23 protein-coding genes, 5 tRNA genes, 1 other RNA gene and 1 pseudogene are annotated in these 23,448 nt (G+C 38.8%); 15 read left to right on the top strand and 15 right to left on the bottom strand.

Features of this window, described 5'->3' with window-relative positions; translation table 11 throughout:
• Positions 1–5: 5 nt before the first annotated feature.
• From BLS38_RS05245 to BLS38_RS05210, 8 genes and pseudogenes are all read right to left on the bottom strand, one after another.
• The gene (locus BLS38_RS05245; protein ID WP_092747390.1) at positions 6–959 is read right to left on the bottom strand and encodes a ribose-phosphate pyrophosphokinase; all 954 of its coding nucleotides are present in this window, start codon (positions 957–959) and stop codon (positions 6–8) included.
• Positions 960–995: 36 nt separating this feature from the next.
• A tRNA-Gln gene (locus BLS38_RS05240) sits at positions 996–1,070 on the bottom strand.
• 89 nt (positions 1,071–1,159) lie between these two features.
• Positions 1,160–1,234: transfer RNA gene (locus BLS38_RS05235), tRNA-Gln, on the bottom strand.
• A 22-nt stretch (positions 1,235–1,256) separates the two neighbouring features.
• Positions 1,257–1,331: transfer RNA gene (locus tag BLS38_RS05230), tRNA-Gln, on the bottom strand.
• Positions 1,332–1,356: 25 nt separating this feature from the next.
• A tRNA-Gln gene (locus BLS38_RS05225) sits at positions 1,357–1,431 on the bottom strand.
• On the bottom strand, positions 1,430–2,266 hold the full coding sequence (gene ispE, locus BLS38_RS05220; protein WP_092747388.1) for a 4-(cytidine 5'-diphospho)-2-C-methyl-D-erythritol kinase: 837 nt from the start codon (positions 2,264–2,266) through the stop codon (positions 1,430–1,432). Before ispE ends, BLS38_RS05225 begins: the two co-directional genes overlap by 2 nt.
• 3 nt (positions 2,267–2,269) lie before the next feature.
• Positions 2,270–2,872: a lipoprotein insertase outer membrane protein LolB gene (lolB, locus tag BLS38_RS05215; protein ID WP_092747386.1), complete on the bottom strand. Its 603-nt coding sequence runs from the start codon at positions 2,870–2,872 to the stop codon at positions 2,270–2,272.
• An 11-nt stretch (positions 2,873–2,883) separates the two neighbouring features.
• A pseudogene (locus BLS38_RS05210) lies at positions 2,884–4,593 on the bottom strand (tetratricopeptide repeat protein).
• Between the two features lie 83 nt (positions 4,594–4,676).
• Here BLS38_RS05210 and hemA point away from each other — a divergent pair.
• Together hemA and BLS38_RS05200 are read left to right on the top strand one after the other, a co-directional pair.
• The gene (gene hemA / locus BLS38_RS05205) at positions 4,677–5,966 is read left to right on the top strand and encodes a glutamyl-tRNA reductase (protein WP_092747384.1); all 1,290 of its coding nucleotides are present in this window, start codon (positions 4,677–4,679) and stop codon (positions 5,964–5,966) included.
• A 264-nt stretch (positions 5,967–6,230) separates the two neighbouring features.
• A complete protein-coding gene (locus BLS38_RS05200) occupies positions 6,231–6,512 on the top strand; it encodes a hypothetical protein (protein WP_143230112.1) in 282 nt (93 codons plus the stop codon).
• 52 nt (positions 6,513–6,564) lie between these two features.
• Here BLS38_RS05200 and BLS38_RS05195 read toward each other — a convergent pair whose 3' ends face one another.
• The gene (locus BLS38_RS05195) at positions 6,565–8,427 is read right to left on the bottom strand and encodes a DNA primase (RefSeq protein WP_092747380.1); all 1,863 of its coding nucleotides are present in this window, start codon (positions 8,425–8,427) and stop codon (positions 6,565–6,567) included.
• 98 nt (positions 8,428–8,525) lie between these two features.
• Positions 8,526–9,578: an outer membrane protein assembly factor BamD gene (locus BLS38_RS05190; RefSeq protein WP_092747378.1), complete on the bottom strand. Its 1,053-nt coding sequence runs from the start codon at positions 9,576–9,578 to the stop codon at positions 8,526–8,528.
• Between the two features lie 73 nt (positions 9,579–9,651).
• Between BLS38_RS05190 and rluD the strand changes: the two genes are divergently transcribed.
• Positions 9,652–10,704, top strand: coding sequence for a 23S rRNA pseudouridine(1911/1915/1917) synthase RluD (gene rluD / locus BLS38_RS05185; protein WP_092747675.1), 1,053 nt, complete (start codon positions 9,652–9,654; stop codon positions 10,702–10,704).
• 31 nt (positions 10,705–10,735) lie between these two features.
• A complete protein-coding gene (gene pgeF, locus BLS38_RS05180; protein ID WP_092747376.1) occupies positions 10,736–11,473 on the top strand; it encodes a peptidoglycan editing factor PgeF in 738 nt (245 codons plus the stop codon).
• 82 nt (positions 11,474–11,555) lie between these two features.
• Here the strand turns inward: pgeF and BLS38_RS05175 are convergent, their stop codons facing one another.
• From BLS38_RS05175 to BLS38_RS05165, 3 genes are read right to left on the bottom strand one after another with little or no spacing between them, the layout of a single operon-like run.
• A complete protein-coding gene (locus BLS38_RS05175) occupies positions 11,556–12,497 on the bottom strand; it encodes a phosphatidate cytidylyltransferase (RefSeq protein WP_092747374.1) in 942 nt (313 codons plus the stop codon).
• Positions 12,494–13,129, bottom strand: coding sequence for a lysophospholipid acyltransferase family protein (locus BLS38_RS05170; protein WP_092747372.1), 636 nt, complete (start codon positions 13,127–13,129; stop codon positions 12,494–12,496). The genes BLS38_RS05175 and BLS38_RS05170 overlap by 4 nt, the downstream gene beginning before the upstream one ends.
• Positions 13,130–13,136: 7 nt before the next feature.
• Positions 13,137–13,565 (bottom strand): hypothetical protein, encoded by a 429-nt coding sequence (locus BLS38_RS05165; protein ID WP_092747370.1) that lies wholly within the window; start codon positions 13,563–13,565, stop codon positions 13,137–13,139.
• A 130-nt stretch (positions 13,566–13,695) separates the two neighbouring features.
• Here BLS38_RS05165 and BLS38_RS05160 point away from each other — a divergent pair, with 130 nt between their 5' ends.
• From BLS38_RS05160 to BLS38_RS05135, 6 genes are all read left to right on the top strand, one after another.
• Positions 13,696–14,361, top strand: a complete 666-nt coding sequence (locus BLS38_RS05160; RefSeq protein ID WP_092747368.1) for a CDP-alcohol phosphatidyltransferase family protein — start codon at positions 13,696–13,698, stop codon at positions 14,359–14,361.
• Between the two features lie 11 nt (positions 14,362–14,372).
• On the top strand, positions 14,373–16,136 hold the full coding sequence (locus tag BLS38_RS05155) for a bifunctional alpha/beta hydrolase/class I SAM-dependent methyltransferase (RefSeq protein ID WP_092747366.1): 1,764 nt from the start codon (positions 14,373–14,375) through the stop codon (positions 16,134–16,136).
• Complete coding sequence (locus tag BLS38_RS05150; RefSeq protein ID WP_092747364.1) at positions 16,129–17,508, top strand: phosphatase PAP2/dual specificity phosphatase family protein; 1,380 nt, start codon at positions 16,129–16,131, stop codon at positions 17,506–17,508. The genes BLS38_RS05155 and BLS38_RS05150 overlap by 8 nt, the downstream gene beginning before the upstream one ends.
• Before the next feature lie 11 nt (positions 17,509–17,519).
• A complete protein-coding gene (locus BLS38_RS05145) occupies positions 17,520–17,948 on the top strand; it encodes a hypothetical protein (RefSeq protein ID WP_092747362.1) in 429 nt (142 codons plus the stop codon).
• 154 nt (positions 17,949–18,102) lie between these two features.
• Positions 18,103–18,789 (top strand): GAD-like domain-containing protein, encoded by a 687-nt coding sequence (locus tag BLS38_RS05140; RefSeq protein ID WP_092747360.1) that lies wholly within the window; start codon positions 18,103–18,105, stop codon positions 18,787–18,789.
• On the top strand, positions 18,782–18,994 hold the full coding sequence (locus BLS38_RS05135; protein WP_092747358.1) for a hypothetical protein: 213 nt from the start codon (positions 18,782–18,784) through the stop codon (positions 18,992–18,994). The genes BLS38_RS05140 and BLS38_RS05135 overlap by 8 nt, the downstream gene beginning before the upstream one ends.
• 100 nt (positions 18,995–19,094) lie before the next feature.
• On the opposite strand, the gene smpB is transcribed toward BLS38_RS05135, so the two are convergent.
• Positions 19,095–19,571, bottom strand: a complete 477-nt coding sequence (smpB, locus tag BLS38_RS05130) for an SsrA-binding protein SmpB (RefSeq protein ID WP_092747356.1) — start codon at positions 19,569–19,571, stop codon at positions 19,095–19,097.
• A 153-nt stretch (positions 19,572–19,724) separates the two neighbouring features.
• Here smpB and coaD point away from each other — a divergent pair, with 153 nt between their 5' ends.
• The 4 genes from coaD (at position 19,725) to BLS38_RS05110 (ending at position 21,001) form a co-directional block, all read left to right on the top strand.
• Positions 19,725–20,216 carry a pantetheine-phosphate adenylyltransferase gene (gene coaD / locus BLS38_RS05125; RefSeq protein WP_092747354.1) on the top strand — a complete coding sequence of 164 codons (492 nt, stop codon included), beginning with the start codon at positions 19,725–19,727 and terminating at the stop codon, positions 20,214–20,216.
• A gap of 1 nt (position 20,217) precedes the next feature.
• Positions 20,218–20,487, top strand: a complete 270-nt coding sequence (locus BLS38_RS05120; protein WP_092747352.1) for a YfhL family 4Fe-4S dicluster ferredoxin — start codon at positions 20,218–20,220, stop codon at positions 20,485–20,487.
• Positions 20,488–20,507: 20 nt separating this feature from the next.
• Positions 20,508–20,865: RNase P RNA component class A (gene rnpB, locus BLS38_RS05115), an RNA gene on the top strand.
• 59 nt (positions 20,866–20,924) lie between these two features.
• Positions 20,925–21,001: transfer RNA gene (locus BLS38_RS05110), tRNA-Met, on the top strand.
• A 52-nt stretch (positions 21,002–21,053) separates the two neighbouring features.
• Here the strand turns inward: BLS38_RS05110 and BLS38_RS05105 are convergent.
• A complete protein-coding gene (locus BLS38_RS05105) occupies positions 21,054–21,815 on the bottom strand; it encodes a DeoR/GlpR family DNA-binding transcription regulator (RefSeq protein ID WP_092747350.1) in 762 nt (253 codons plus the stop codon).
• A 147-nt stretch (positions 21,816–21,962) separates the two neighbouring features.
• On the opposite strand from BLS38_RS05105, the gene BLS38_RS05100 reads away from it, so the two are divergent.
• A complete protein-coding gene (locus BLS38_RS05100) occupies positions 21,963–23,312 on the top strand; it encodes an aspartate aminotransferase family protein (RefSeq protein WP_092747348.1) in 1,350 nt (449 codons plus the stop codon).
• Positions 23,313–23,448 lie beyond the last annotated feature (136 nt).

The raw sequence follows: 23,448 nt of genomic DNA, 5'->3' as shown, positions 1-23,448 counted from the left end.
AATACTTATAAGTAGCTATCGAACATAGCGCTGATCGATTCTTCGTTATTTATACGACGAATTGTTTCTGCGACCATGCTTGAAACTGAAACCTGGCGAATTTTACCAAGTTCTAGCGCTTCTGGTGAGAGTGGAATGGTATCTGTAACAACCAATTCATCAATCACTGAATTACGTAAGTTTTCAATGGCTTTACCTGATAGTACAGGATGTGTTGCATAAGCAACAACATGGCGTGCACCAAATTGTTTAAGTGCATCAGCTGCTTTACACAGTGTGCCTGCAGTGTCAACCATATCATCTACAATGACGCAATCACGGTCTTTTACATCGCCGATGAGATGCATCACTTGAGATACATTGGCCTTTTGGCGTCGTTTATCAATAATTGCAAGATCGATATCACCTAAAAGTTTAGCCACAGCACGTGCACGAACAACACCACCAACATCTGGAGAAACAACCATAAGGTTATCATGTTGTTGTTGACGTAAGTCTGCAAGTAAAGCTGGTGTACCGTAGATATTATCTACGGGAATATCGAAGAAGCCTTGAATTTGGTCAGCATGTAGATCGATCATGACAACACGATCAATTCCTACAGTTGTAAGCATATCTGCAACAACTTTTGCAGTAATAGGCACACGTGCTGAACGAGGACGACGGTCTTGGCGAGCATATCCGAAATACGGAATAACAGCAGTAATACGTCCTGCGCTTGCTCGGCGTAAGGCGTCTGCCATCACCAAGATTTCCATAAGGTTGTCATTGGTCGGTGCGCAAGTTGGCTGAACAATGAAAACATCTTTACCACGAACATTTTCAGTAATTTCAACAGCAATTTCACCATCTGAAAACTGGTTAACTGAAGCTGAACCTAAAGGAACGTGTAGGTGACTTACAACTTTTTGAGCGAATTGTGGATGTGCATTTCCACTAAAAACGACAAGATTGGGCATGAAGCAGCCTTGGCGGTTGGCAGGTTTGGAAGAATTTGGCAGGGGTAGCTGGATTCGAACCAACGGATGGCGAGATCAAAACCCGCTGCCTTACCACTTGGCGATACCCCTAGTATTTGCACAGCACTTTAATGTTTTTTGTATCTATTGTCAATAAAATACAAGTTTACGATTAAAAAACATGCTGTATTTTTGTCAAATGGCAGGGGTAGCTGGATTCGAACCAACGGATGGCGAGATCAAAACCCGCTGCCTTACCACTTGGCGATACCCCTACTGATGTTTGACACATATATATGGCAGGGGTAGCTGGATTCGAACCAACGGATGGCGAGATCAAAACCCGCTGCCTTACCACTTGGCGATACCCCTAATATATGTTTTTCAGATGTTTAAATGGCAGGGGTAGCTGGATTCGAACCAACGGATGGCGAGATCAAAACCCGCTGCCTTACCACTTGGCGATACCCCTAATCCTGAAAAATATCATGTACTGGTGAATGGTTTAAACTATTTACCAAGTAAGATTTACATGGCGCATGGTTTAAAATGTCATCAGTAGTCATGTTATTGTTCACTTCAACAAAAACACAAGCACCTGTTCCTGTAAGCTTTGCTTCACCAAATTGGTTTAAATAAAGCAATGCTTCATTTACTTCTGGGTAAAGTTTTTTTGCCAAAGGCTCAAAACAATTTCCAAAAATAGATGGCTGTTGTTGATAGGCGCAAAATTTAGAGGGCTTAGCGTCTCTTGTCAATGTTTTTTGTGAAAAAAGTAATTGAGTGCTGATAAAACAGTCAGGTTTTAGCACGATAAATTGTTTTTGAGGTAATTTAATCGGTGTGATTTGATCTCCGATACCTTCAGCCCATGCATTTTGTCCATGTATAAATAGGGGTATATCAGCACCGAGTGTGCTTGCAATATGCGCAAGTTCTCGGTTATTTTTCCCACAATTCCATACTTTATTCAATACGATTAGCGTTGTTGCCGCATCGGAAGAGCCACCGCCTAAGCCTGCGCCCATAGGAATATTTTTTTCAAGTTGAATGTGTATACCACATGGTGTTGTTGCGCTTTCTCTAAGACCTATTGCAGCTTTGTAGATTAAATTATCTTCTAATTGTATGTCTGAAACACCATCAATTTTAATATCTAATGTGTTGTCTGTTGAGTTAAAGGTGAGCCAATCATAGAGGCCTATTAGTTGGAAAATAGTTTGTAATTCATGATAACCATCTGATCTTTGGTGTGTAATATGTAGAAATAAATTAAGTTTTGCGGGTGCAGGGGCTTTAATATACATGGCTTATCTATTTTCTATAATAAGGGTAATACGGTTTTCTTGGTTGTTATCAAGCATTTGTTTTATAATGATTTTATTGGGAAGTTCTTGTGCTGGATGGTAGCTGAAATTAACTTGCCAGCCATCTTCATCTAGTTGATTAATACGATTTTCTGAGTCATGTTGGATCTGTGCTTGTGACGTTGCTGCTTGACCTTGTATCCATGCAGTTAAATTACCAATAGGTGCATTCCAACCCGTAGCTTGTTTTAGTAATTGTTCGGGTGATTCAGATTCAATCGTACCTGTTTTAGCACTGATCAGCGTGGCATGGTGTGAGTTACCCTGAATGTTCGTCTTTCCAATACCAAGTGCTCCTGAGAGTTCAATATTAAACGTATCTTGGTCTTGTTGCCACGTAAAAAATGCACTACCTGATTGGGTTGGTGTTTTTATGCCAATTTTCCCTTGCACTGAAAATTGGTTACTTGGTGTTGTAGTTGTCTGGGTTGCTGGAGCAAGTACTGGTGGTGGGTTGATTTTTGTTTTTTGATATTGTTGACATCCTGTCAAAAAGATGACGACACCAATTAGTAAAATATGCTGAGGATGAGTTTGATACGACATATAGCGATACTCTATAGCAGTGATTGTGGACGTAAGAGTGTATTGAGTTTTATTACTTCAGCATGTTGAGGGAAGTCTAGCTGTAGTTGTTTTGTGAGTGAGATAAATTTTTTGTTGTCACCAGTTAAGTAAAGTGCAGTGGCGAGGCGTGCACCTGTTTTAGGGCTATGGTTGGCAATATAGGCTTTTTCAAGCACAGGAATGGCTGTTTTGAAGTCATTTTGCAAAAAGGCAATATAACCATATGTATCTAAAATAGAGGCTTGGTCGGGCGCTTGGTCGAGCGCTTTTTCTGCATACATACGGGCATCGTGTAGCCTTTGATTTTGTACTGCCAGTGTATATGCATAGGCATTTAGGTAGGTTGGGCTATTGGGTTCTAAAGTGAGTAAACGGTTTAAATCTTGCTCTAATAGTACTCGGTCTTGAAAAGGATCAAGCAGTAAAACTTGTGAATAAATAAGATCTGGATCATCTGGTAGGTTTTGTATGGCCTCATGAAGAAGCTCAATCGCAGCTTGTTTATCATTTTGTTTTTTTTAAATATTTGCTTGTAATTGGTATAAGAAACTTGCGTGTTGTGGGTAATTTACACGTTCTTGGGTTAAAAAGCGTAATGCATCTGATAACCGATCTGTTTTATCAAAAATACTCATTAACGCTCTGCGTGAAACAGTATATAAGCTTCCATCAACTCGTCTATAATAAACAATGGCTGTTTCGTAGTGTTGCTTGCGCTCAGCATTAATTGCAAGGTAATAGTTGGCTTCATTTTGGTAGCGATTGGAATGACCAAGTTGAATTAAGTAGTGTTCAGCAAGGTCATATCTTTTTAAGTCAATACTGGTAAGCCCCGCAATGAAAAGTGCTTCATCTGCTTGTGGCCACATTTGAATGATGGATTGTAGTTTTTTTAATGCAATTTGTGGCTTGCCAATTTTAGTCAGATACTTTACTTCGGCAAGTCGGACTTCATAATTGTGGCGATGGTACAGACTTGAGTATTGGTACCATGCCTCGGTCGCGACTTGATTGCCGTTCAGTTCAAGCAGATTGGCTTTGAGTAAGATAAAGCTTGTAACATGTGGGCGCTTATGCAATGCGCGCTCTACATCTTTAATGGCTTGAGTAAATTCATTATTTTGTGCTTCTAAGTTCGCGATAAGCACAATGATAGATGGGTTATGTCTTGCTCGACTTTTTCGTAGTGTTTCTAAAAGGGCATTGCGATCTGAGGCATTGTCAGGCGAAATTCCTGTAAGTATTTCTGCAAGGTCAGCATCTGAATCAATGCTTAAAATCTTATCTAATGTACTCGCTGTGAGCTCGTATTTGTGTGCTTTAAGTGAAATATGAGTCAGATAAAACAAGGCGGGAACATCTGATGGATCTTGTTTGACCCAGTGCATGACAATGCTCAAAGCTGCATTTAAATCGTTTTCATCGAGTGCAATATCAAGCGCTCGTTGTTTGGCAATGGTAGAATCAGTGTGTATGGCTAAGTCTGTATAGTTTTGTAATGCCAGTTTTGGTTCGCCATATTGTAAAGCAAATTCGGCAATCATACTGCGTTTGATTGGGAGTGTGTTGTCGTGTGTAGTTGTATGATTTTGTGCAGATATTCTCCCCGACATAAACAAGGCCATGCTACTTACGAGTAAGATTGTGTTAGAATAGCGCCGAATCAGTATTCCTGAATGCTTGCGAGAGAGGTATTGCAAGTTGTTATCCAATTTTTCTGATGACCATACATATGATGCACAATAACACATGCATAATTTTTGTTAAATGATGATATGACTAGATGACGTTTTTTGCCCTTGGTGTCAACCATCATACAGCAACTGTTGAGTTACGTGAGCGAATTGCTTTTAATGCAGATCGTTTATCTGAACTATTGCTCGTACAGTCTAAACAAGATCAGTTCAATGACTTGGTTGTGGTGTCTACCTGTAATCGAACAGAGGTATATGCCAATGCGCACTCACGAGAAGTTTTACTTGAGTGGTTGGCAGGTACTAATAATGTGGCTGTGTCTGAGCTAGCAACTCACGTTTATTGTCATGAAGATATTCAAGCAGTCTCACATTTAATGCGTGTAGCGAGTGGCCTCGATTCACTGATGTTAGGCGAACCACAAATTTTAGGCCAAGTGAAAAGTGCTTTATCTCTGGCAAAAAATCAAGGTACTGTGTCCTCAAGCTTAAACCGTATTTTTGACTATGCTTTTTACGCCGCCAAACGTGTGCGGTCGGAAACTGCTGTAGGTAGCCATGCCGTATCTATGGGCTATGCTGTGGCGCAATTGGCACATCAAGTCTTTAGTCACCCTGAAAAATTAGTTGTGTTAATGGTTGCAGCTGGTGAAATGAATAGCTTGGTTGCAAAGCATATGGCTGATATGGGGGTTGCTAAAATTTTGATTTGTAACCGTGGTGCTGAACGTGCACAACAATTGGCAACAGAATTAGCTCATTCTATTGATGTGGAGGTGATTCCCTTTGCTGATTTAGAGCAACATTTACACCGTGCTGATGTTATCTCTAGTTGTACGGGGAGCTTACATCAAGTGATCGACTTTAAATCTGTCAAGTCTGCATTGAAGCGTCGTCGTTATCAGCAAATGCTATTGGTTGACTTGGCTGTACCTCGGGATATTGATCCTAAAGTTGATATATTAGATGGCGTATATTTGTACGGTGTTGATGACTTACAAACTGTGATTGATGAAAATTTAGCACAGCGCCGTCAAGCTGCAGTAGAAGCTGAAGTGATGGTCAACCAGCTTGCAATGCAATTGGTGTCACATCAAAAATTAAGACACGCTGGTGGTGTGATTAGTGCATATCGTGACGCAGGCCATCATATTCAACAACAAGAATTGGCTTTAGCATTGCAACACCTTGAAGCGGGTGAAGATGCAGCAGAAGTCATGAAGAATTTTGCACATCGATTAACAAATAAGCTTTTACATCCAGCATCTATTTTATTGCGTGAGGCAGTAAAGGAAGATGAACCTGAATACTTCGAATGGCTAAAAACACATTTACAGCAGATTCTGCGTGATGATCGTGCAAATAAGTATTTTGATTAGTGTTTTAGGCAAAATGTAACATTAATAGAAGTCAATATTTTATTTTGAACTTGTTGGTCATTCTTTATTTTTTAATTAACTTTTTGATTTTTATTTACTTTATTTTATAGTATTACTATTTCTTGATTTGAGGTGCTTGGCAGAAAACAACATTTGGTTGTAATATCTTTTGTAGATAAATGACTCGCCAAAAAGCTAAGTGCTGGTTAGTACAACCCCTCTTACTTTTGGCCATAATGTTGCGATTGAGTTGAGGTGATGACAATGAAAAATAAAGATTTAGGTCAGCTATTACAACAGGTGTCTCATGCACAGTGGGTTCGTCATGGTCGTGCTTATCAGCGTTTAGCTTTAATTAAGCTGAATGAGAAAGCAGATTCATTTAAGCAAAACTTCCCTGAAAATATTAAGATTCATTTGCCATCTATTGGCGTGTTTGATGGTGAGTTTGAAGAGTTACAGCAAAAACAAAAAGAGTCTTTGAGTGAAAAACGTATGCATGTACAACAGTTTGTGCGTACCCAATGTAATCGATTTTTTCACTGATTTTAAAAAGATTTAAATAATGGGCAGTTTAAACTGCCCATTATTTTTTATCTCATTGTAGTAATTTGAGGCTAATTTGTTTGGTCAGCTCATTAAGCTTTAAACGCAAGTGTTGTGACTCTGCAAGGGATGAAGGTTTTTTCATTTTCTCTTTAAGGTAATCTTCTTGTAGGCTTAATGAATATTCTTTCGCAAGGTTTAATGCTTTTTCAGGCGATTCAATTAAATTAAATATATTGGTTGTTTTTAAAATCGTTGTAACTTCTATTTGTGCAGCTGTTGTTGCACCAAGCACATAATAGACAGCAGCATCGGGGTCTTCGGGTAAGTGGTCAAATATTTTATCGAGTGTGCTTAACACATAGCCAAGCAAATCTTCTTGCGGTACATAAGCCCGCAACTGTTCAAATTCTTTATACAAAAACGGCTGACTAATCAGTAGTGCAATAGCAAAGTCTTTGTCTTTGGTCTGAATATTAAAAGACAGTGATGCATCATTATTATTTTGAGGGGTAAAGCGTCGGCCAAGTCCTAACTTTTCCCTAAACGATTGTGCTAACAGATAGCGATAAGAGCCTTTAGGAGGTAACATGTTAGTGAGGTTTTTAAGCTCTCCCATCACATGGCTTTTGCCTTCAGGGTGAGTAATATTTTCACCTTGCGTAAGTAGGGCAAATAAAAAATCTGATAGTAAAGGGGCAGTTTGCCAAAGTGACTTAAAATGTTCTAAACCTTCTCTTTGTATCAGTGAGTCTGGGTCGTGATCATTGGGTAGAATAAAAAACTTTAATTCTCTACCGTCTTCTAAAAGTGGTAATGCAATTTCGAGTGTTCTGCGGGCCGCTTTTTGCCCTGCTTGGTCACCGTCAAACGCAATGGTTAGACGAGGGTTACGCTTAAATAAAACATTTAAGTGTTCTGTGTTGCTTGCTGTACCCAGTGTTGCCACACCACCATGAATGCCTGCTTGACTCAGTGCAATCACATCCATGTAGCCTTCAACCATGAGCCAATCTTTGGCTTTATTTTTTGTGCCTTCATATAAGCCATAGAGCAGTTGGTTTTTATGAAAAATATCTGAGTCTGGAGAGTTAATATATTTGGGCTTAATCTCATTGTTGAGTGCTCGACCACCAAAACCAACAATACGACCTTTAGGATCTCGGATAGGGAAAATAACGCGTTCCCGCAGTAAGTTGAAATCTCGACCGTTATCACTGGTACGAATCAGTCCAACTTTTTTAAGCCCTTCAATATCTGATGCAAATGCTTTATCTAAATGTTGCCAATCTTCTGGTGCATAGCCTAAACGCCAATCATTTATGGTTGTTTGGCTTAAACCACGCTGTTTAAAGTACTGTTGGGCAGTCGTACTGTGTTTGAGTTGTTGTTGATAAAACTGCGCTACATTTTCCAGTAAGTCATATAGGTTGCCTTCTTGATCAATATTTTGTGCAATAGGTAAGTCTGAATGGTCAAAGTTTTCTTGTTCAGAGAAGATTGCAAAAGGGTCATGTTCGGGTTGAAAAGTAAGACTTTCTTCTTTGGTATTGATACTACTGGGTGTTGTTTGTGTTGGCGTATTGGTTTTTTTATAGCTCAGTTTTTTTTGGTCTGTATTGTCTTTTGGGAGTTCAATACCTGTTTGACTTGATAAGTCTTTCATCACATCGATAAAATTACGGCTGTCGATGTCCATCAAAAATCGAATAGCATTGCCATTGGCTTGGCAGCCAAAGCAGTGATAATACTGTTTATCTTGATAGACGTGAAAAGATGGGCTTTTTTCTTGGTGAAAAGGGCAACAGCCCGAATAAGTTCGTCCTGTTTTTTTAAGTTTTACGCGTTGGCCAATCAACTCGACAAGGTCGACTCTGTCTAAAATATGGTCGATGGTCTGTTGTGGGATGGCCATGAATCATGTACTCAAAAATTGATGTGTGGCTACAGTGTAGCAAAAGTGAGTCGAATAAAAAAAGGCGAGCATTGCCCGCCTTTATGGTGTATTTGGTTTTATGAATGATCTTTGTCAAGCATACCGAGTGATAAACGGTTTAACCAGCTACGTGATTCCGATGTTTTTGGTTCAACTTTTGGTTGAGGCTGTACTGTACTTTCAACATGAGGACGGTCTAATAAACCAAAGCTTAATTTATTGGTTAAGCTACGTGATTCAGTATTTTGTTGTGATTTGCTTTGTGTATTTTGCTCACCGCGACCAAAAATACCGAGTGTTGCACGGTTAAAGAAGCTTCCTTCATGACGTGCAGCAGTTAAATTGACTGTACCATTGGCTTTCACTAGGTTTGGGTAATTCAGTTTCAGTACATCAATATATTGCTGTGCTGTGGTTTTATCGCCAAGCGCTGTGTAGCCATAAGCAATTGTTGCCAAAGCTTCTGGAATTTGTGGTGTATCTGGGAAGTGTTCTACAACCCATTGACCACGTTCAACTGCAGCCACCCATGCTTGACGTTTAATATTAAAACGTGCCGCTTCCATTTCATGTTCAGCAAGTTCTTGTCCAATAAACTTCATACGTTCAGCAGCATCAACAGCATATTGGCTTGAAGGATAGCGCTGAATAAATTCTACAAAGTTTTGATACGCAACTTTTAAATAACCTACATCACGGTGAGATTGTTTTAAAGACGTATAGCGAATAATGCCATCGTAGTTTTCTTCCATGTTGGCCACACCTTTTGCATAGTATGCATAATCTAGGTTAGGGCTTTCAGGATTTGAACGAATAAAACGATCTGCTGCAGTAATAACTGCAGGGTAATCTTTTTGTTGAAACTTCACATAAATGAGTTCAAGTTGGGTTTGTGCAATGCGCTGGCCAGTAGGGTAGTAAGTATCAATCGATTGCAGATTTTTTGCCGCCTCGTTGTATTGACCTTTATCTAATGCAGTTTGAGCAGCACTGAAGTAGGTTTCTTCGGTTGCTTTTGGTCCAAGATCGGCAGTTTCTTTTTTTGATGGATTACTGCTACAGCCCACAAATGTACAAGCAATGCCTAAAGAAAGCGCAAGCATCGTAACTTTATAACGTGGTAGCGACATAAAAATTCCTCAGTTAATACGGGCAATGAGCTACAATGGCACTATTAAACCATTAATTGTTCTAATGAGCCAAATGACTTTGACAAAATATTCTCATTCTAATCTGACTGAAACAGATTTTAACTTACTTGAAGAGACTGACGCAGCAGATAATCATACTTCTGCGACCACTGCAACACATTTATCGTTGCAGGTTCAGTTAGACGAACAGTATGCAGGACTACGTGTAGACCAAGTTGCTGCCACGATTTGGGCGGATTTCTCACGAGAAAAGCTCAAACAATGGATGAATGATGGCTACCTGTTACTGAATGGCAACAAAGTAAAGCCTAAAACTCGCTGTGAAGGTACAGAAAATTTAACTTTAGAAGTTGATTTAGAGCCACAGACTTACTGCCAGGCTGAAAATATTCCTTTAAATATTATTTATGAAGATGATGATATTTTAGTGATTGATAAGCCGGTGGGTATGGTGGTTCACCCTGGTGCAGGTAATCCAACAGGTACATTGGTAAATGCAATTTTGCACCATGTACCTAAATCTGTTGAGTTGTCTCGTGCAGGACTGGTACACCGTATAGATAAAGATACTTCTGGTCTGTTGGTGGTTGCAAAAACACTTGAAGCACAATTTTCATTGTCTCAGCAATTGGCTAAAAAGACGGTATATCGTGTATATGACCTGATTGTGTACGGCAATGTGATTGCAGGTGGCACAATTGATGAACCGATTAAACGCCACCCTGTAGATCGTATTAAAATGACTGTATTGCCGGGTGGGCGAGACGCTGTGACGCATTACAATGTGAAAGAACGTTTTCAGCATTTTACGCGTGTGCAAGCACAGCTAGAAACAGGGCGTACCCACCAGATTCGTGTTCATTTTAGCTATATTGGTTTTGGCTTGCTCGGTGACCCCGTTTATATGAACCGTGTGCGTGTGCCTGCAGGTGCATCTGAGCGATTGGCAGAGACTTTACGAGGCTTTCGCCGTCAAGCACTTCATGCTGCGAAATTGGGCCTAATTCACCCAAGAACGCGAGAAGAAATGTTATTTGAAGCGCCGTGGGCAGAAGACTTTAAAACACTTGTTGACGTCTTACGTGAAGAAAATAAAGCCTATTAATATGTGTTGATAATGAATAGAGGATTGCCAAATGCATTTTGTAACAGGATTGCCTAAAGGGGTTTATGTTGGGCAAACACATGTCGTGCATTCGGCAACCTTGGCTACTGATCAGCCGAGTTTAAGTGGTTTTAACTTAGCATTACATGTGGGCGATAATGCACAGCGTGTACATGCCCACCGTATGGCATTACTTACAGAGTTAAAACACTATGGTGTATACAAGCTTAGCTGGCTTACACAAACACATAGCACGACTTGTCACCGCATTGAAGATGAAGTTTATTTTCAGCCTTTGTGTGGTGATGGCTTAGTGACACAGCAAAAAGGTCATGCGCTGATGATGATGACAGCAGACTGTTTACCGATTGTTTTGGGTGATGAGCGAGGCTCGGAAGTAGCGACTTTACATGCGGGTTGGCGTGGTCTTGCCAATGGTATCATTGAACAAACCATTGCCAGTATGCAGACTAATCCGAATTGGGCGTGGCTTGGAGCATGTATTAGTCAGCCATGTTTTGAAGTAGGTGCAGAAGTCAAAGCAACGTTTTGTGAACGTTATGCAGTAGAGTTTGCTTTTCGGGCATCAGATAATGAAGGTAAATATTTGGCAGATTTATATGCGATTGCTCGATTCATTTTGGCACAACATGGTGTGCTTGATGTTTTAGGTGGTAAAGCATGTACTTATGCGCAGTCACAAGATTATTTTTCTTATCGACGTGATGCCAAAACAGGTCGTATGGCAACGTTTGCTTTTTTGGCTTAAGTACATTACACAACAGCTAAGCGGATTAATAATACATATGTAAAAGCTGTGTTAAAGACGTATTTTTGATTTGGAGAGTGGTTTATGTCCACCAATATCGAATAATATGAAAGTATATCGGAGCAGAAAAGCAAATAGAGTCCATACGATCTAACATACCACCATGGCCCTGTATTAAGTGCCCCCAGTCTTTTACACCTCGATCTCTTTTTATCGCAGACATGACTAAACCACCTAAAAAACCAAAAATACAAACTGCGAAAGCCACAATCAGTGCTTGGTAAACATTAAAAGGGGTTAGCCCTTTTGTTAAACAGCCAATCAAAGTTGCGAGAAATACGCCACCAACTAGGCCCTCTATTGTTTTTGATGGGCTTAATTTGGGTGCAACTTTACGTTTTCCAAAAAGTTTTCCACATATATATTGCAGTACATCGGATGCCTGTACTACTAAAATAAGCCACATAATCAGCCATATTTTTTCACCAGTAAAGTTTATTACATTTAAATTAAGTAATGCGGGAACATGTGAAATACAAAATACTGAAACCATTAAACCCCAATGTATTTTTGCACTTCGTTCTAAAAAATAAGCAGTATCTTCATATTTTAAAAGAGAAATTGGAACAATTAAAAAAGCATAGAGTGGAATAAGTATAGAATATAGTCCATACCAGTCGGTATAAACTAAGTAGTATTGATATGGAATTAGAATGTAAAATGAGAGGACTAATGCCAAATGATCACCACGCCGTGTGGGCAGCAGAGTAATAAACTCTCTAAGTGCAAAAAAAGAAACGATTGCAAACAGGATAATTAAGCCGAGCTTCCCAAGTAAAATCGCACCAAATAGAATAATCAGCATGACCCACCATGCATTAATGCGAGCATTTAAATTATCTATGACCGCATGTACCTGATGGTTTATTTTTCTTTTTAGAAAAAGTCCTGTTATCGATGAGACTGCTAAAACTAAAGTTACAGTTGCAAAAATAATATATGTTATTTGAGAGTGATTTGTCATTGGTACTCAAATTCCTGTAATACGTTTAATTCAGTTTGAGCATATTGTAAAAACTGATTTTTTTCTGTGCTGTAATTTGTATGCTCTAATGCTTTACCAAATATTACTGTAGATAAAATGGGTAGAGGAATAAATGTACCTTTAGGCATGACCCGATTGAGGTTTGCAATCCAAACTGGAATAATTTCTAGATTGGGATGCTGTTTAGCTAAATGAAATAACCCAGACTTGAATGGGAGTAAATTTTCAGGTTGCTCACGGTTTCGTGTCCCTTCGGGGAAAAAAATAATAGAATAGCCTTCTTGAAGTGCGGTGTAGACATGGAACAGAGGGTCAGTATTTTTTTTATTATGCTCTATGGTAATACCGTTAAATACATCTTGAATAATAAAACGTCTTATTTTGTTTTTGTGCCAATAATTGCCACCTGCAACAGGGCGAGTTTTTCTACGAATTTCTTTAGGTAATGATGCCCATAATAAAATAAAATCAATGTGGCTATTGTGGTTAGCATAATAAATACGTTGTTTTAATCTGGGTCTACAACCCACCCAAAGGCTACGACTACCTGTTAAAAGTTGTACTGCACGCCTGAGTATGTAAGCAATAATTTTACCTAAGTATTTATTCATTATTACTTTATCCTTTTTGTGAGTCAGTTTTGACTAGATACGTCTTGCGCTTTATTATTTGTCTTTTTGTTGGTTTATTTAAAAAATATTGAAAAATCGTTACGAATAAATAAGGTGGAGCAAAAATAATGACAAATATAAAACCATAAATACCGCCATTAATAAACCCTGATTTTGGTATAAAAATATCGCAATAAAAAAACACTAAAATACAAATAAGTGTACCCAACGCCAAAATTGAAGAACTGCGACAGTTGAGCTTAAAAAATAAAATTGGATAAGCCGCCCCCATTCCCAAGACTAAAAGAGCAATAACAAGCAAGTCACCAGTACCATTCCCAGAAGTGTGTATAGGTGCATTATCCAAGATAAAAAAAATCAATACGGGTAAAAGTACCAAACATGTTGTGAATATAAGATTTTTGTGGCGATTCATTTATATTGACCTTGAGTAAATTGATCCTTTTTCATGAAAATTAAACTTTCGTACTGTTAAATTATAGTTATAGTATATTAAATCACATTTTTAATACAAAATTTGAATTTAATCATATAGAGGGTTGGTTGTGCCATCAATTTATAGCTATAAGTCCCAGTTTCAAGATTTACTCAGGCCAGTAGTTAAAGTTTTGTACCATTTTGGTGTTACAGCAAATCAGATCACTTTATTTGCTGCATTTCTATCCATTTTACTTGCACTTTTTGTTGGCTTGAGCAGTGTGAAATACGTTTATGCATCGTTTTTACTGATTCCGCTGTGGATGTTTTTACGCATGGCATTTAACGCAATAGATGGCATGTTAGCAAAAGAGTTTGCCCAACAAAGTGCGCTGGGGGCGTATTTGAACGAGCTGTGCGATGTTGTGTCGGATACAGCTTTATATGCATGTTTTTTATTTTTGCCAACATTTAACCTTTATTTATTATTCGTAGTTATATTTTTGGCTCTAGTGAGTGAGTATGCTGGGGTTATTGCTTCATTGGTTGGTATAGACCGTAGATATGATGGGCCGATGGGTAAAAGTGATCGAGCTTTTTTATTTGGGCTATTGGGCTTAATTGTGGGTCTGTGGCCATGGTTTAAAGACAACACATTTTATGTGAATTGGGTTTGGCAATATGCACCCAATGTTATATTAAGCATCTGTTTAGTATTGCTGTTGGTCACGATTTACAATCGTGTACATAACGGTGTTGTATTGCATACACCAAAGAAAAATGAACTAAAATAAGGATATATATGATGTATATACATACACAGCACTTTTTTGATAGCCACGATAAGGCAAAATTATTTTACCAACATTGGTCAGCAACAAGTGGCTGTACAATAAAAAAAGCAGTTGTGTTACTGCATCGTGGTCATGAGCACTCGGGTCGTATGGCTCATTTAGTCGATGAGCTTAACTTGCCTGATTGTGATTTTTTTGCTTGGGACGCGAGAGGGCATGGGGAATCTGCTGGCTTGCGTGGAGACAGTCCAAGTTTTGGCTGTAGTGTGAAAGATTTACAAAGTTTTGTACTACATATTCAACAAAAACATGCAATTCAACCCGAAAATATGGTTATGGTTGCTCAAAGTGTTGGTGCTGTACTTGCGGCAACTTGGGTACATGATTATGCACCCAATATTAGAGCACTTTGTTTGGTTGCTCCTGCCTTTAAAATTAAGTTGTATGTACCATTTGCACGGGCAGGGTTACGTTGTTTACATGCAGTAAAAGGAAACTTTTTTATTAATAGCTATGTTAAAGCAGGCTTACTCACACATGATAAAGCCCGTGCGCGTAGCTACGATACAGACCCTGCAATTGCTAAAGCCATTTCGGTAAGAATGTTATTGGGCTTGTACGATGCGGCAGACCGTGTTGTGGCAGATGCACAGGCGATTCATGTGCCTACACAGCTATTAATCTCTGGTGCAGATTATGTTGTGTATACCAAACCCCAAATTGAATTTTTCAAAAATCTCTCACACCCTTTAAAAGAGTTGCATGTGTTAGATGGTTTTTATCATGACACCTTGGGCGAGGAAAATAGACATCTTGCGACTCAAAAAATACATAGATTTATTTCCCAATCCTTTGAGATGCTACCTCAACCTTTAGATTTAATCCATGCAGATCAAATAGGACAGAGTTGCAGTATGGCTGAAAAATATAGTGAAGCCTTACCACAAAAGTCATTTGCAAATGTTTATTGGTCGTTTACACAATATAATTTACGTTTAGGTAGTTATATTTCTGATGGTTTAAAATTGGGTCAAAAAACAGGTTTTGACTCTGGTAGTACCTTAGATTATGTCTATAAAAATACGCCAGAAAGCCGCCATTGGTTAGGTCGTGTCATTGACCGGCAGTATTTAAATGCAGTGGGTTGGAAGGGAATTCGGGTACGAAAAACACATATTGAAATGTTATTACAGCAAGTAATTACAAGGTTAAAAGCGCAAAAGCAACCTGTAAATATTGTTGATATTGCAGCAGGTCATGGTCGTTACATTATAGAAGCCATAGAAAAATTAGAGTATAGACCTGACCATGTTTTACTCAGAGATTATAGCCCGTTAAATGTGAATCAAGGGCAAAAACTGATTCAGAGTAAGGCACTAGAGCGTGTTGTAGATTTTGAGCAAGGTGATGCATTTGATAAAAATAGCCTTGCTGACATTAAAGCCAATAAAACCGTTGCTGTTGTCTCTGGGTTATATGAGCTATTTAGTGATAATCATTTGGTCAAGCAGTCTTTAGAGGGTTTAGCTAAAGTGATTGTTTCAGAAGGGTACTTAATTTATACCGGTCAAATTTGGCACCCACAACAAGAATTTATTGCAAGAGCTTTAACCAGTCACCGCGAAGGCAATGCTTGGGTCATGCGTCTGCGTACACAGGCTGAAATGGATCAGTTGGTTGCAGCAGCAGGATTTGTGAAAATAGACCAGTGTATTGATGAGTTTGGTATTTTTACAGTCAGTCTTGCTCAAAGAAAAGAAGTAAAGCATGGCTAATTTAAAGTATGCCACTATAAAACCGCTTCAGTTTTTGGTTTATAAATGTCTTGCATTGGCATTACTCGGCTTCATTTTTTTTACCAGTTATGGTTTTGCCAATTGGTATGCCACGACACGGCTAAATGTACCTGAAATCATGTTTGCTTGGGAAAAAGACATTCCTTTCGTACCTTGGACTATTGTTCCGTATTGGTCTATCGACTTATTTTATGCATTGTCTGTTTTGATTTGTGCAAATGTTAGTATTTTGTCTACACACATTAAACGCTTGCTTACGGCACAATTGATTTGCGTGAGTTGCTTTTTAATATTTCCACTTGAATTTACGGCACACAGGCCAGAAAGTCATGGCTTTTTTGGCATGATGTATAATGCACTCATGGGGTTTGATAAACCATTTAATCAAGCACCGTCATTGCACATTGTACTGTTAGTCATCTTGTGGGTGTTTTATGCACAAAGAACACAACATGTATGGCGTTGGATTGTCCATATTTGGGCTTTTTTGATTGGCGTTTCTGTACTCACCACTTGGCAACATCATTTTATTGATATTCCTACAGGTGTAGTGGTAGCCGCATTGTGTTTATGGGTTTGGCCAGATAGTGAATATGAAAAGCCTCTAAAACAGATACAGATTACTGCCGATAAAAAAAGAACGACTTTAGCGACTTATTATTTTATAGGTAGTATAAGTCTTTGTGTGTTTGCCAGTTATTTTAAGTCATTTGCTTTGTGGTTGTTGTGGCCATCGCTGAGTCTATTGATGGTTGCTTTGATTTATATGTGTTTAAACGCATCGGCATTTCAAAAAAATAGTCATGGTCGTATGTCTGTCGCCGTTTTGATTTTACTCACTCCATATTTAATCGCAGCATGGGTTAATTCCAGATTATGGACACGTAAAAAACCTCAGCCTTCATTAATTATTCAAAATGAAACGCACTTTCCCAAACATATTCAACTTTATTTGGGGCGAATAAGTCGTTTTAAAACACTGCAACAGTTTGATGGTTTATTAGATACGTGTGCGGAGCTTCCTGTGAGTGTACCTGCTATGTGCAAATATCAATTAACACCCATTTTAGACCTCACCACACCCACTTTGGCACAATTACAACACGGTGCAGAGGCTTTAGAGTCACTGGTTCAAAAGCTAGATACACATAAAACCACCTCAAATATACTTATTAGTTGTGCTTTGGGTTATTCACGTAGTGCATGCGTTTTAGCCGCGTGGTTGATTTACTATCGTCATGCCAAAACCGTTCAAGATGCGGTCAATATCATAAAAGTATCTCGCCCTTTTGTTGTATTAAAACTAAATCATTTACAGGTTTTGCAGCAACTATTGCTTATCAGGCAATAAGGATAAGGGATATGATGAATATCATTGAGCTGACACATGCATTTTTTCGCTACTATAAACATATAGATATAACTTCTAGTGTGTTTTTACTTACATTTTTAGTCTTGGGTTATTTTAGTGATCTGTCTTATGGGGTGATAGGGTTATTGTTTACTCAAGTGTTATTGGCTGTTGCTATTAAGTATTACTCATTTCGTTTGTCTATTGATGAGCAAATTTTTAGATCTTTTATACATCAACCCAGTGAAATAGCGTGCCAACAAGCAGAAAACATAGATCAAAGCTTGGCTTTGCTTAAGCTTGCTACGCCGCTTACTCCAACACGCAGTTGGCAAGCCCGATGTGTGGCCACCTTAAAACTTATCAAAATACAATTTTCATTGTTTTTTATACAGGTTTTGGTCGCATTTGTGAGCGTTATATTTTTTAACAATACATAAGTTATTTCTAATGGTTGCTTAAATGGGAGTGACCGTATGCCACATGATTTATGTTGTATTGGTCGAAAAGGTTTTATCAAAGTAGATAAATATGATGAAAAGCTCATGTTTTATTAAATTTTAAATTTGAATTATGTAAATAAGGAAACTTTTTATGTACTCATCACGCTTAAAAATGATGATAGAAGATCTCGGACCAATTACGAAAATGTGTCCAGTACCAGTAGAAATCATTGCGCAATATGAATCTATTCTTAGTCCAACGTTAATTGAAATATGGAAACAAGCTGGGTTTTGTCAATTTGAACATGGAGCATATCAATTTGTTAATCCGACTGAATGGCAACCTGTGGTGGATGCATGGTTGGCAGGCACAGAGTATGAAAAACAACTGGGTGGACATTTTTATGCCATATCACGTACTGCATTTAATGACTTATATATTTTTCATGTGGAAACAAAGAGTCATCTGACCATTGATCCAGTTTGTGGTCAAATTACAGGCAGTATTGAAGATGGAACGGATGAATATGATACAGCAATTTCAAGCTTTACTATTGCTATAAATCAAGAAAAAGTTGACTTAGGCGATATCAATGACAAACCTTTATTTAATCGTGCCGTTAAAAAATGTGGTGGCCTGGGTTGGAATGATATGTACACTTTTGAGCCTGCCTATGCTCTCATTGGTGATGCTGCCCTTGATATTAAGTATGTAAATAAAGCGAATGCCTTGGTGCAAATGATGGTGTTACGGCAAATGATTGATTTACCAAGGTCAATTATTTTTAATATGGACTGGGTGAAAGAAGCTGCACGTCAAGGTTTTAACGATGAATAGAAGTGAAGTCTCTCAATTTGAACAAATTAAAGCAATTTTATTGGAAGCAGGATGTGGCTATGATCGCTGGAGTGAAAGGAATTTAAATATTCCTAGTGCTGAAGGAGAGCGTTTTATTATTCATGAGCTTTTTAAAGTGCAAAAGAGCTTTTGGGGATACAAACCAACTGTTTATTTTATAAAAGGCAGGATTGTGACTGTATAATTATTAGTCACAAATACATTTTTCTTAGTTTGGTTTTGCTACTAAGCAATAGAAAAGCATAGAAATATAAAAGGACTGATATATCAGCCCTTTTTAAGGTTTACTTATGAAACAAACGGGCTTTATCTCGTTGCCAATCACGGTCTTTTTCACTGTTACGTTTGTCGTGTAATTGCTTACCTTTTACAAGGGCAATTTCAAGTTTGACTAAGTGACCTTTCCAATAGCAGGCAAGTGGCACACAAGAATATCCTTTTTGATTCACCGCACCCATCAATAATTCAATTTGACGGCGGGAAAGTAAAAGTTTACGAGTACGTGTATTTTCTGGCACAACATGGGTCGATGCAGAAAGCAGTTGTTGAATTTGAGCACCAAACAAAAATGCTTCATTATTTCTAAAAATGATATAACTTTCGACCAAGCTCATACGGCCTGCGCGTAAAGACTTCACTTCCCAACCTTGTAAAGAAAGACCCGCTTCAAACTTATCTTCAATAAAATAATCATGACGGGCACGTTTATTTTGCGCAATAGTGCCGCCATTATTTTTTTTAACTACGTTTACTTTCGCCATAATTTATTCATTCCCAATCTGCACCTATTGTGCCGTAAAGTTTAGGTGAGGTGAAGCATTTGTGTGTGCGATGTGCTAAAAATGGTGACGATTTTATAAAAAACAAGTTTTTGCTAGAATAAGCAAATATAAAATGACAACGAGCATACAAATATGTCTAAAACACGTCTTATTTATCCGGGTACATTTGATCCGATGACCAATGGGCATATTGATTTGGTGGTCAGAGCATCTAAAATGTTCGATGAAGTAGTGATAGCCATTGCAGCAGGGCATCATAAAAAACCAATTTTCTCGCTCAATGAACGTGTTGAATTGGCAAAACAATGTTTAGATCATTTGCCTCATGTAGAGTTTTTAACATTTGATGGATTGTTGGTCAATTTTGTGAAAGAGCAACATGCGACTGCCGTGTTGAGAGGTTTACGTGCAATTTCAGACTTTGAGTATGAGTTTCAGTTAGCGAATATGAATCGAACACTAGACCCACATTTTGAAACAGTATTTTTAACGCCGTCAGAGCAATATTCCTTTATTTCATCTACTATGGTCAGAGAGATTGCACGTTTACATGGCGATGTCTCTAAATTTGTACCTAAGGCAGTTGTAGAGGCCTTTTATCATAAACATCAACAAGGTTGGTAACGTGTCACTTTATATTACAGATGAATGTATTAATTGCGATGTGTGTGAGCCAGTATGTCCGAATGAAGCGATTTATTTGGGCGAGTTGATCTATGAAATTGATCCCGATTTGTGCACTGAATGCATTGGACATTATGATCAACCCCAGTGCCAGCTATTTTGTCCTGTTGACTGTATTCCTAAAGACCCAGCGCATGAAGAAACGCATGATCAATTACATGCGAAGTATGAAAAAATAATTGCTGAAAAAAATACAAGCAATTCAGCGTAAGATTTGTTAGCATATGCGCCGAAGTGAGCTGGACGGTCGCTGCTATAGAGGTCTTCGTGACTAAAGTAGGGGAGGAAAGTCCGGGCTTCATCGGGTAAGGTGCCAGGTAACGCCTGGGCGGCGTGAGCCGACGGCAAGTGCAGCAGAGAGGAGACCGCCACTGTAAAGTGGTAAGGGTGAAAGGGTGCGGTAAGAGCGCACCGCATGGCTGGTAACAGTTCATGGCAAGGTAAACCCCACCTGAAGCAAGACCAAATAGGAGTCCACATAGGTATGACCCATACTGGACTCGGGTAGGTCGCTTGAGCATATGAGTGATTGTATGCCTAGAGGAATGATCGTTTTTAACAGAACCCGGCTTACAGGCTCACTTCAAATGATTTAAAAAAAATATTGACACAGTAATGTTTATTGAATAATATTCGCAAACTGTTTTAGGCTATGTAGCTCAGTTGGTTAGAGCACAGCACTCATAATGCTGGGGTCACAGGTTCGAGTCCCGTCATAGCCACCATTTTATAGACCATGCACCCTTTGCATGGTCTTTTTTTGTCTGAAATTTGGCTTTAAGCCCAAATCACTTGTTTAAAATGGCTGTTTAATTCTGCTGTACGTTGCGTGTCTTTATTTTGATTACTAATCAGTAAGTCAACTTCATGGGGTTTAGCAAACTCAATACGGCTCACTTGATGTAGTTTTCGTTCATCTGCCAAAATAAACGTGAGTCGGCTATGTTGAACCATTGCTTTGGCAATATTGGCTTCACTGGTTTGATAATTGGTTGCTCCAGCATATGGGTCTATGCCTGCAGGTGAAAGTAAAGCAACATCTGCATAATAACGCTGAATTTCACTGATAGTTTGATCGCCTTGTGTTTGTGGCTGTGTGATTATTTCTCCACCGAGCAAAATTAAATGATGCTTTGAGCCGTCACCCGCACTTAAATTTAAAGCGACTTGCAAACTATTGGTAATAATGGTGAGACTAGAAAGTGTTCTGAGCTCTTCAGCCAAAATAGCCGTTGTACTGCCTGCATCTATAAAAATAGTTTGACCTGCACTGAGTTGCTGTACTGCAGCCTTAGCAATTGCTCGTTTTTCTTTAATCATTTGCCCATGACGTACATTGAGAGGTGCTTCTGCAACGGTTTGCGTGCAAATAATACCGCCGTGCACACGTTTGGCATGACCCGTATTTTCAAGTGTGATCATGTCACGCCGTGCAGTTTCTCTAGAAATAGCTAACTCTTGCATAATACGTTCAGTACTGAGTTGCTGTACTTGTAAAAGTAACGTATGTATGCGGTGTAAGCGTTCTTGTTGTAGCATTCTAAATATCCTCAATTTCTATGTGCAAGCATAGTTGGATTTGTTTATTTTATCGAGTTGTTTGTGTATAAAAAAGTATTTGTGTATTTAATTGCATTTGTGTTTTAATCAAATGAACATAAAAACGAATGTATTGAGGGGAATATCATGGTGACAAAATCTACAATCATGGACACCAATAGCTTTAGAGCAGAACACGCCGAACAATTGGACCAAAACACACGCCGTTTAACCGATAAACGTAGTGAGGTGCTGGGTGAGTCATACCGTTTGTTTTATCGAAACCCTGTACATTTAGTGAAAGGGCAAGGGCAGTATTTGTGGGATGCATCAGGGCAAAAGTACTTAGATGTGTATAATAATGTGGCGAGTATTGGACATTGCCATCCTGCAGTTGTAGCCGCCGTGCATGAGCAAATGCAAAATTTAAATACACATACCCGCTATTTACATGAAAATATTTTAAATTATACCGATGAGTTATTAAAAACACTGCCATCTGAAATTAATCGTGCCATGTATATGTGTACAGGATCGGAAGCCAATGACTTGGCGATACGAGTGGCGCGTGAGTACACCGGTGGTACAGGTATTATTGTGTCGCAAGAGGCGTATCATGGTACAAGCGAGCTGACTTCAGGTTGTTCACCTGCGTTAGGTTCAGGTCAACCATTGGCAAATACAACACGACTTGTACCTGCACCAGATGCATACCGTTTGGGCGGAGAGGATCTAGGTGACTGGTTTGCGGATCAAATACAACAGCAAATAGATGATATGCAAGCCAACGGTATTCGATTTGCTGGGTTTTTAGCAGATTCTATTTTTTCATCTGATGGTGTCATACCAAACCCTGTGGGTTTTTTGAAAAAAGCAGTGGATGTAGTACATAAAAATGGCGGTATCTTTATTGCAGATGAAGTACAGCCAGGTTTTGCACGTACGGGTGATGCATTTTGGGGATTTGGTCGCCATGGGGTTGTGCCAGATATTGTAACTACAGGTAAACCAATGGGTAATGGTATTCCTGTGTCGGGTTTGTTAGCAAAGCATGATGTATTGGCTGCTTTTAGTGACCAAATTCCGTACTTTAATACTTTTGGTGGTAACCCTGTATCTATGGCTGCAGCACAAGCTGTATTAAAAGTGATTCAAGAAGAAGAGTTGCAGTTGCATAGTCAAAAAGTGGGTGCTGAATTAAAGCATGAATTAACACAACTGATGCATAAACACGAGTGTATTGGTGATGTACGTGGTGCAGGACTATTTATTGGTTTTGAGTTGGTCAAAGACCGAGAGAGCAAAGCACCAAATCAAGCACTTGCGCTAGATATTATTGAGGAGCTAAGAAATACACATCGTGTTTTAACTTCGGTGGCTGGGCCTCATGGTAATGTATTAAAACTGCGTCCACCATTGGCATTTCAGCGTCAAGATATTGACTGGTTAGTTGGGGCACTAGATCAAACATTAACAAAGCTAAAAAGATCGTTTTAGTGCTGTTAAGATAGTTGCAAAGTTGCTTTATTTTAACTTATTTTCACTGCAATGTTTAGTTTTTAGGTTGTTTTTTGTGCTTGGATTGGAGTGCATTTTAATATTTTTTATGGTTTTTATAGGTGAAATAGATTAA

The sequence above is a fragment of the Acinetobacter boissieri genome, from assembly GCF_900096955.1.
Taxonomy (GTDB): Bacteria; Pseudomonadota; Gammaproteobacteria; order Pseudomonadales; family Moraxellaceae; genus Acinetobacter; species Acinetobacter boissieri.
This window is presented reverse-complemented; position numbering and strand designations above follow the sequence as displayed.

Excerpts from the sequence above, each read along its gene's own strand:
- ispE (WP_092747388.1), bottom strand. The coding sequence starts at position 2,266 with ATGTATATTAAAGCCCCTGCACCCGCAAAACTTAATTTATTTCTACAT.
- BLS38_RS05135 (WP_092747358.1), top strand. The coding sequence starts at position 18,782 with ATGAATAGAAGTGAAGTCTCTCAATTTGAACAAATTAAAGCAATTTTA.
- BLS38_RS05145 (WP_092747362.1), top strand. The coding sequence starts at position 17,520 with ATGATGAATATCATTGAGCTGACACATGCATTTTTTCGCTACTATAAA.
- BLS38_RS05150 (WP_092747364.1), top strand. The coding sequence starts at position 16,129 with ATGGCTAATTTAAAGTATGCCACTATAAAACCGCTTCAGTTTTTGGTT.
- BLS38_RS05100 (WP_092747348.1), top strand. The coding sequence starts at position 21,963 with ATGGTGACAAAATCTACAATCATGGACACCAATAGCTTTAGAGCAGAA.
- BLS38_RS05155 (WP_092747366.1), top strand. The coding sequence starts at position 14,373 with ATGTATATACATACACAGCACTTTTTTGATAGCCACGATAAGGCAAAA.
- BLS38_RS05175 (WP_092747374.1), bottom strand. The coding sequence starts at position 12,497 with ATGACAAATCACTCTCAAATAACATATATTATTTTTGCAACTGTAACT.
- rluD (WP_092747675.1), top strand. The coding sequence starts at position 9,652 with ATGACTTTGACAAAATATTCTCATTCTAATCTGACTGAAACAGATTTT.
- BLS38_RS05105 (WP_092747350.1), bottom strand. The coding sequence starts at position 21,815 with ATGCTACAACAAGAACGCTTACACCGCATACATACGTTACTTTTACAA.
- BLS38_RS05200 (WP_143230112.1), top strand. The coding sequence starts at position 6,231 with ATGAAAAATAAAGATTTAGGTCAGCTATTACAACAGGTGTCTCATGCA.
- hemA (WP_092747384.1), top strand. The coding sequence starts at position 4,677 with ATGACGTTTTTTGCCCTTGGTGTCAACCATCATACAGCAACTGTTGAG.
- coaD (WP_092747354.1), top strand. The coding sequence starts at position 19,725 with ATGTCTAAAACACGTCTTATTTATCCGGGTACATTTGATCCGATGACC.
- BLS38_RS05140 (WP_092747360.1), top strand. The coding sequence starts at position 18,103 with ATGTACTCATCACGCTTAAAAATGATGATAGAAGATCTCGGACCAATT.
- BLS38_RS05245 (WP_092747390.1), bottom strand. The coding sequence starts at position 959 with ATGCCCAATCTTGTCGTTTTTAGTGGAAATGCACATCCACAATTCGCT.
- BLS38_RS05165 (WP_092747370.1), bottom strand. The coding sequence starts at position 13,565 with ATGAATCGCCACAAAAATCTTATATTCACAACATGTTTGGTACTTTTA.
- BLS38_RS05190 (WP_092747378.1), bottom strand. The coding sequence starts at position 9,578 with ATGTCGCTACCACGTTATAAAGTTACGATGCTTGCGCTTTCTTTAGGC.
- pgeF (WP_092747376.1), top strand. The coding sequence starts at position 10,736 with ATGCATTTTGTAACAGGATTGCCTAAAGGGGTTTATGTTGGGCAAACA.
- BLS38_RS05195 (WP_092747380.1), bottom strand. The coding sequence starts at position 8,427 with ATGGCCATCCCACAACAGACCATCGACCATATTTTAGACAGAGTCGAC.
- lolB (WP_092747386.1), bottom strand. The coding sequence starts at position 2,872 with ATGTCGTATCAAACTCATCCTCAGCATATTTTACTAATTGGTGTCGTC.
- BLS38_RS05170 (WP_092747372.1), bottom strand. The coding sequence starts at position 13,129 with ATGAATAAATACTTAGGTAAAATTATTGCTTACATACTCAGGCGTGCA.
- smpB (WP_092747356.1), bottom strand. The coding sequence starts at position 19,571 with ATGGCGAAAGTAAACGTAGTTAAAAAAAATAATGGCGGCACTATTGCG.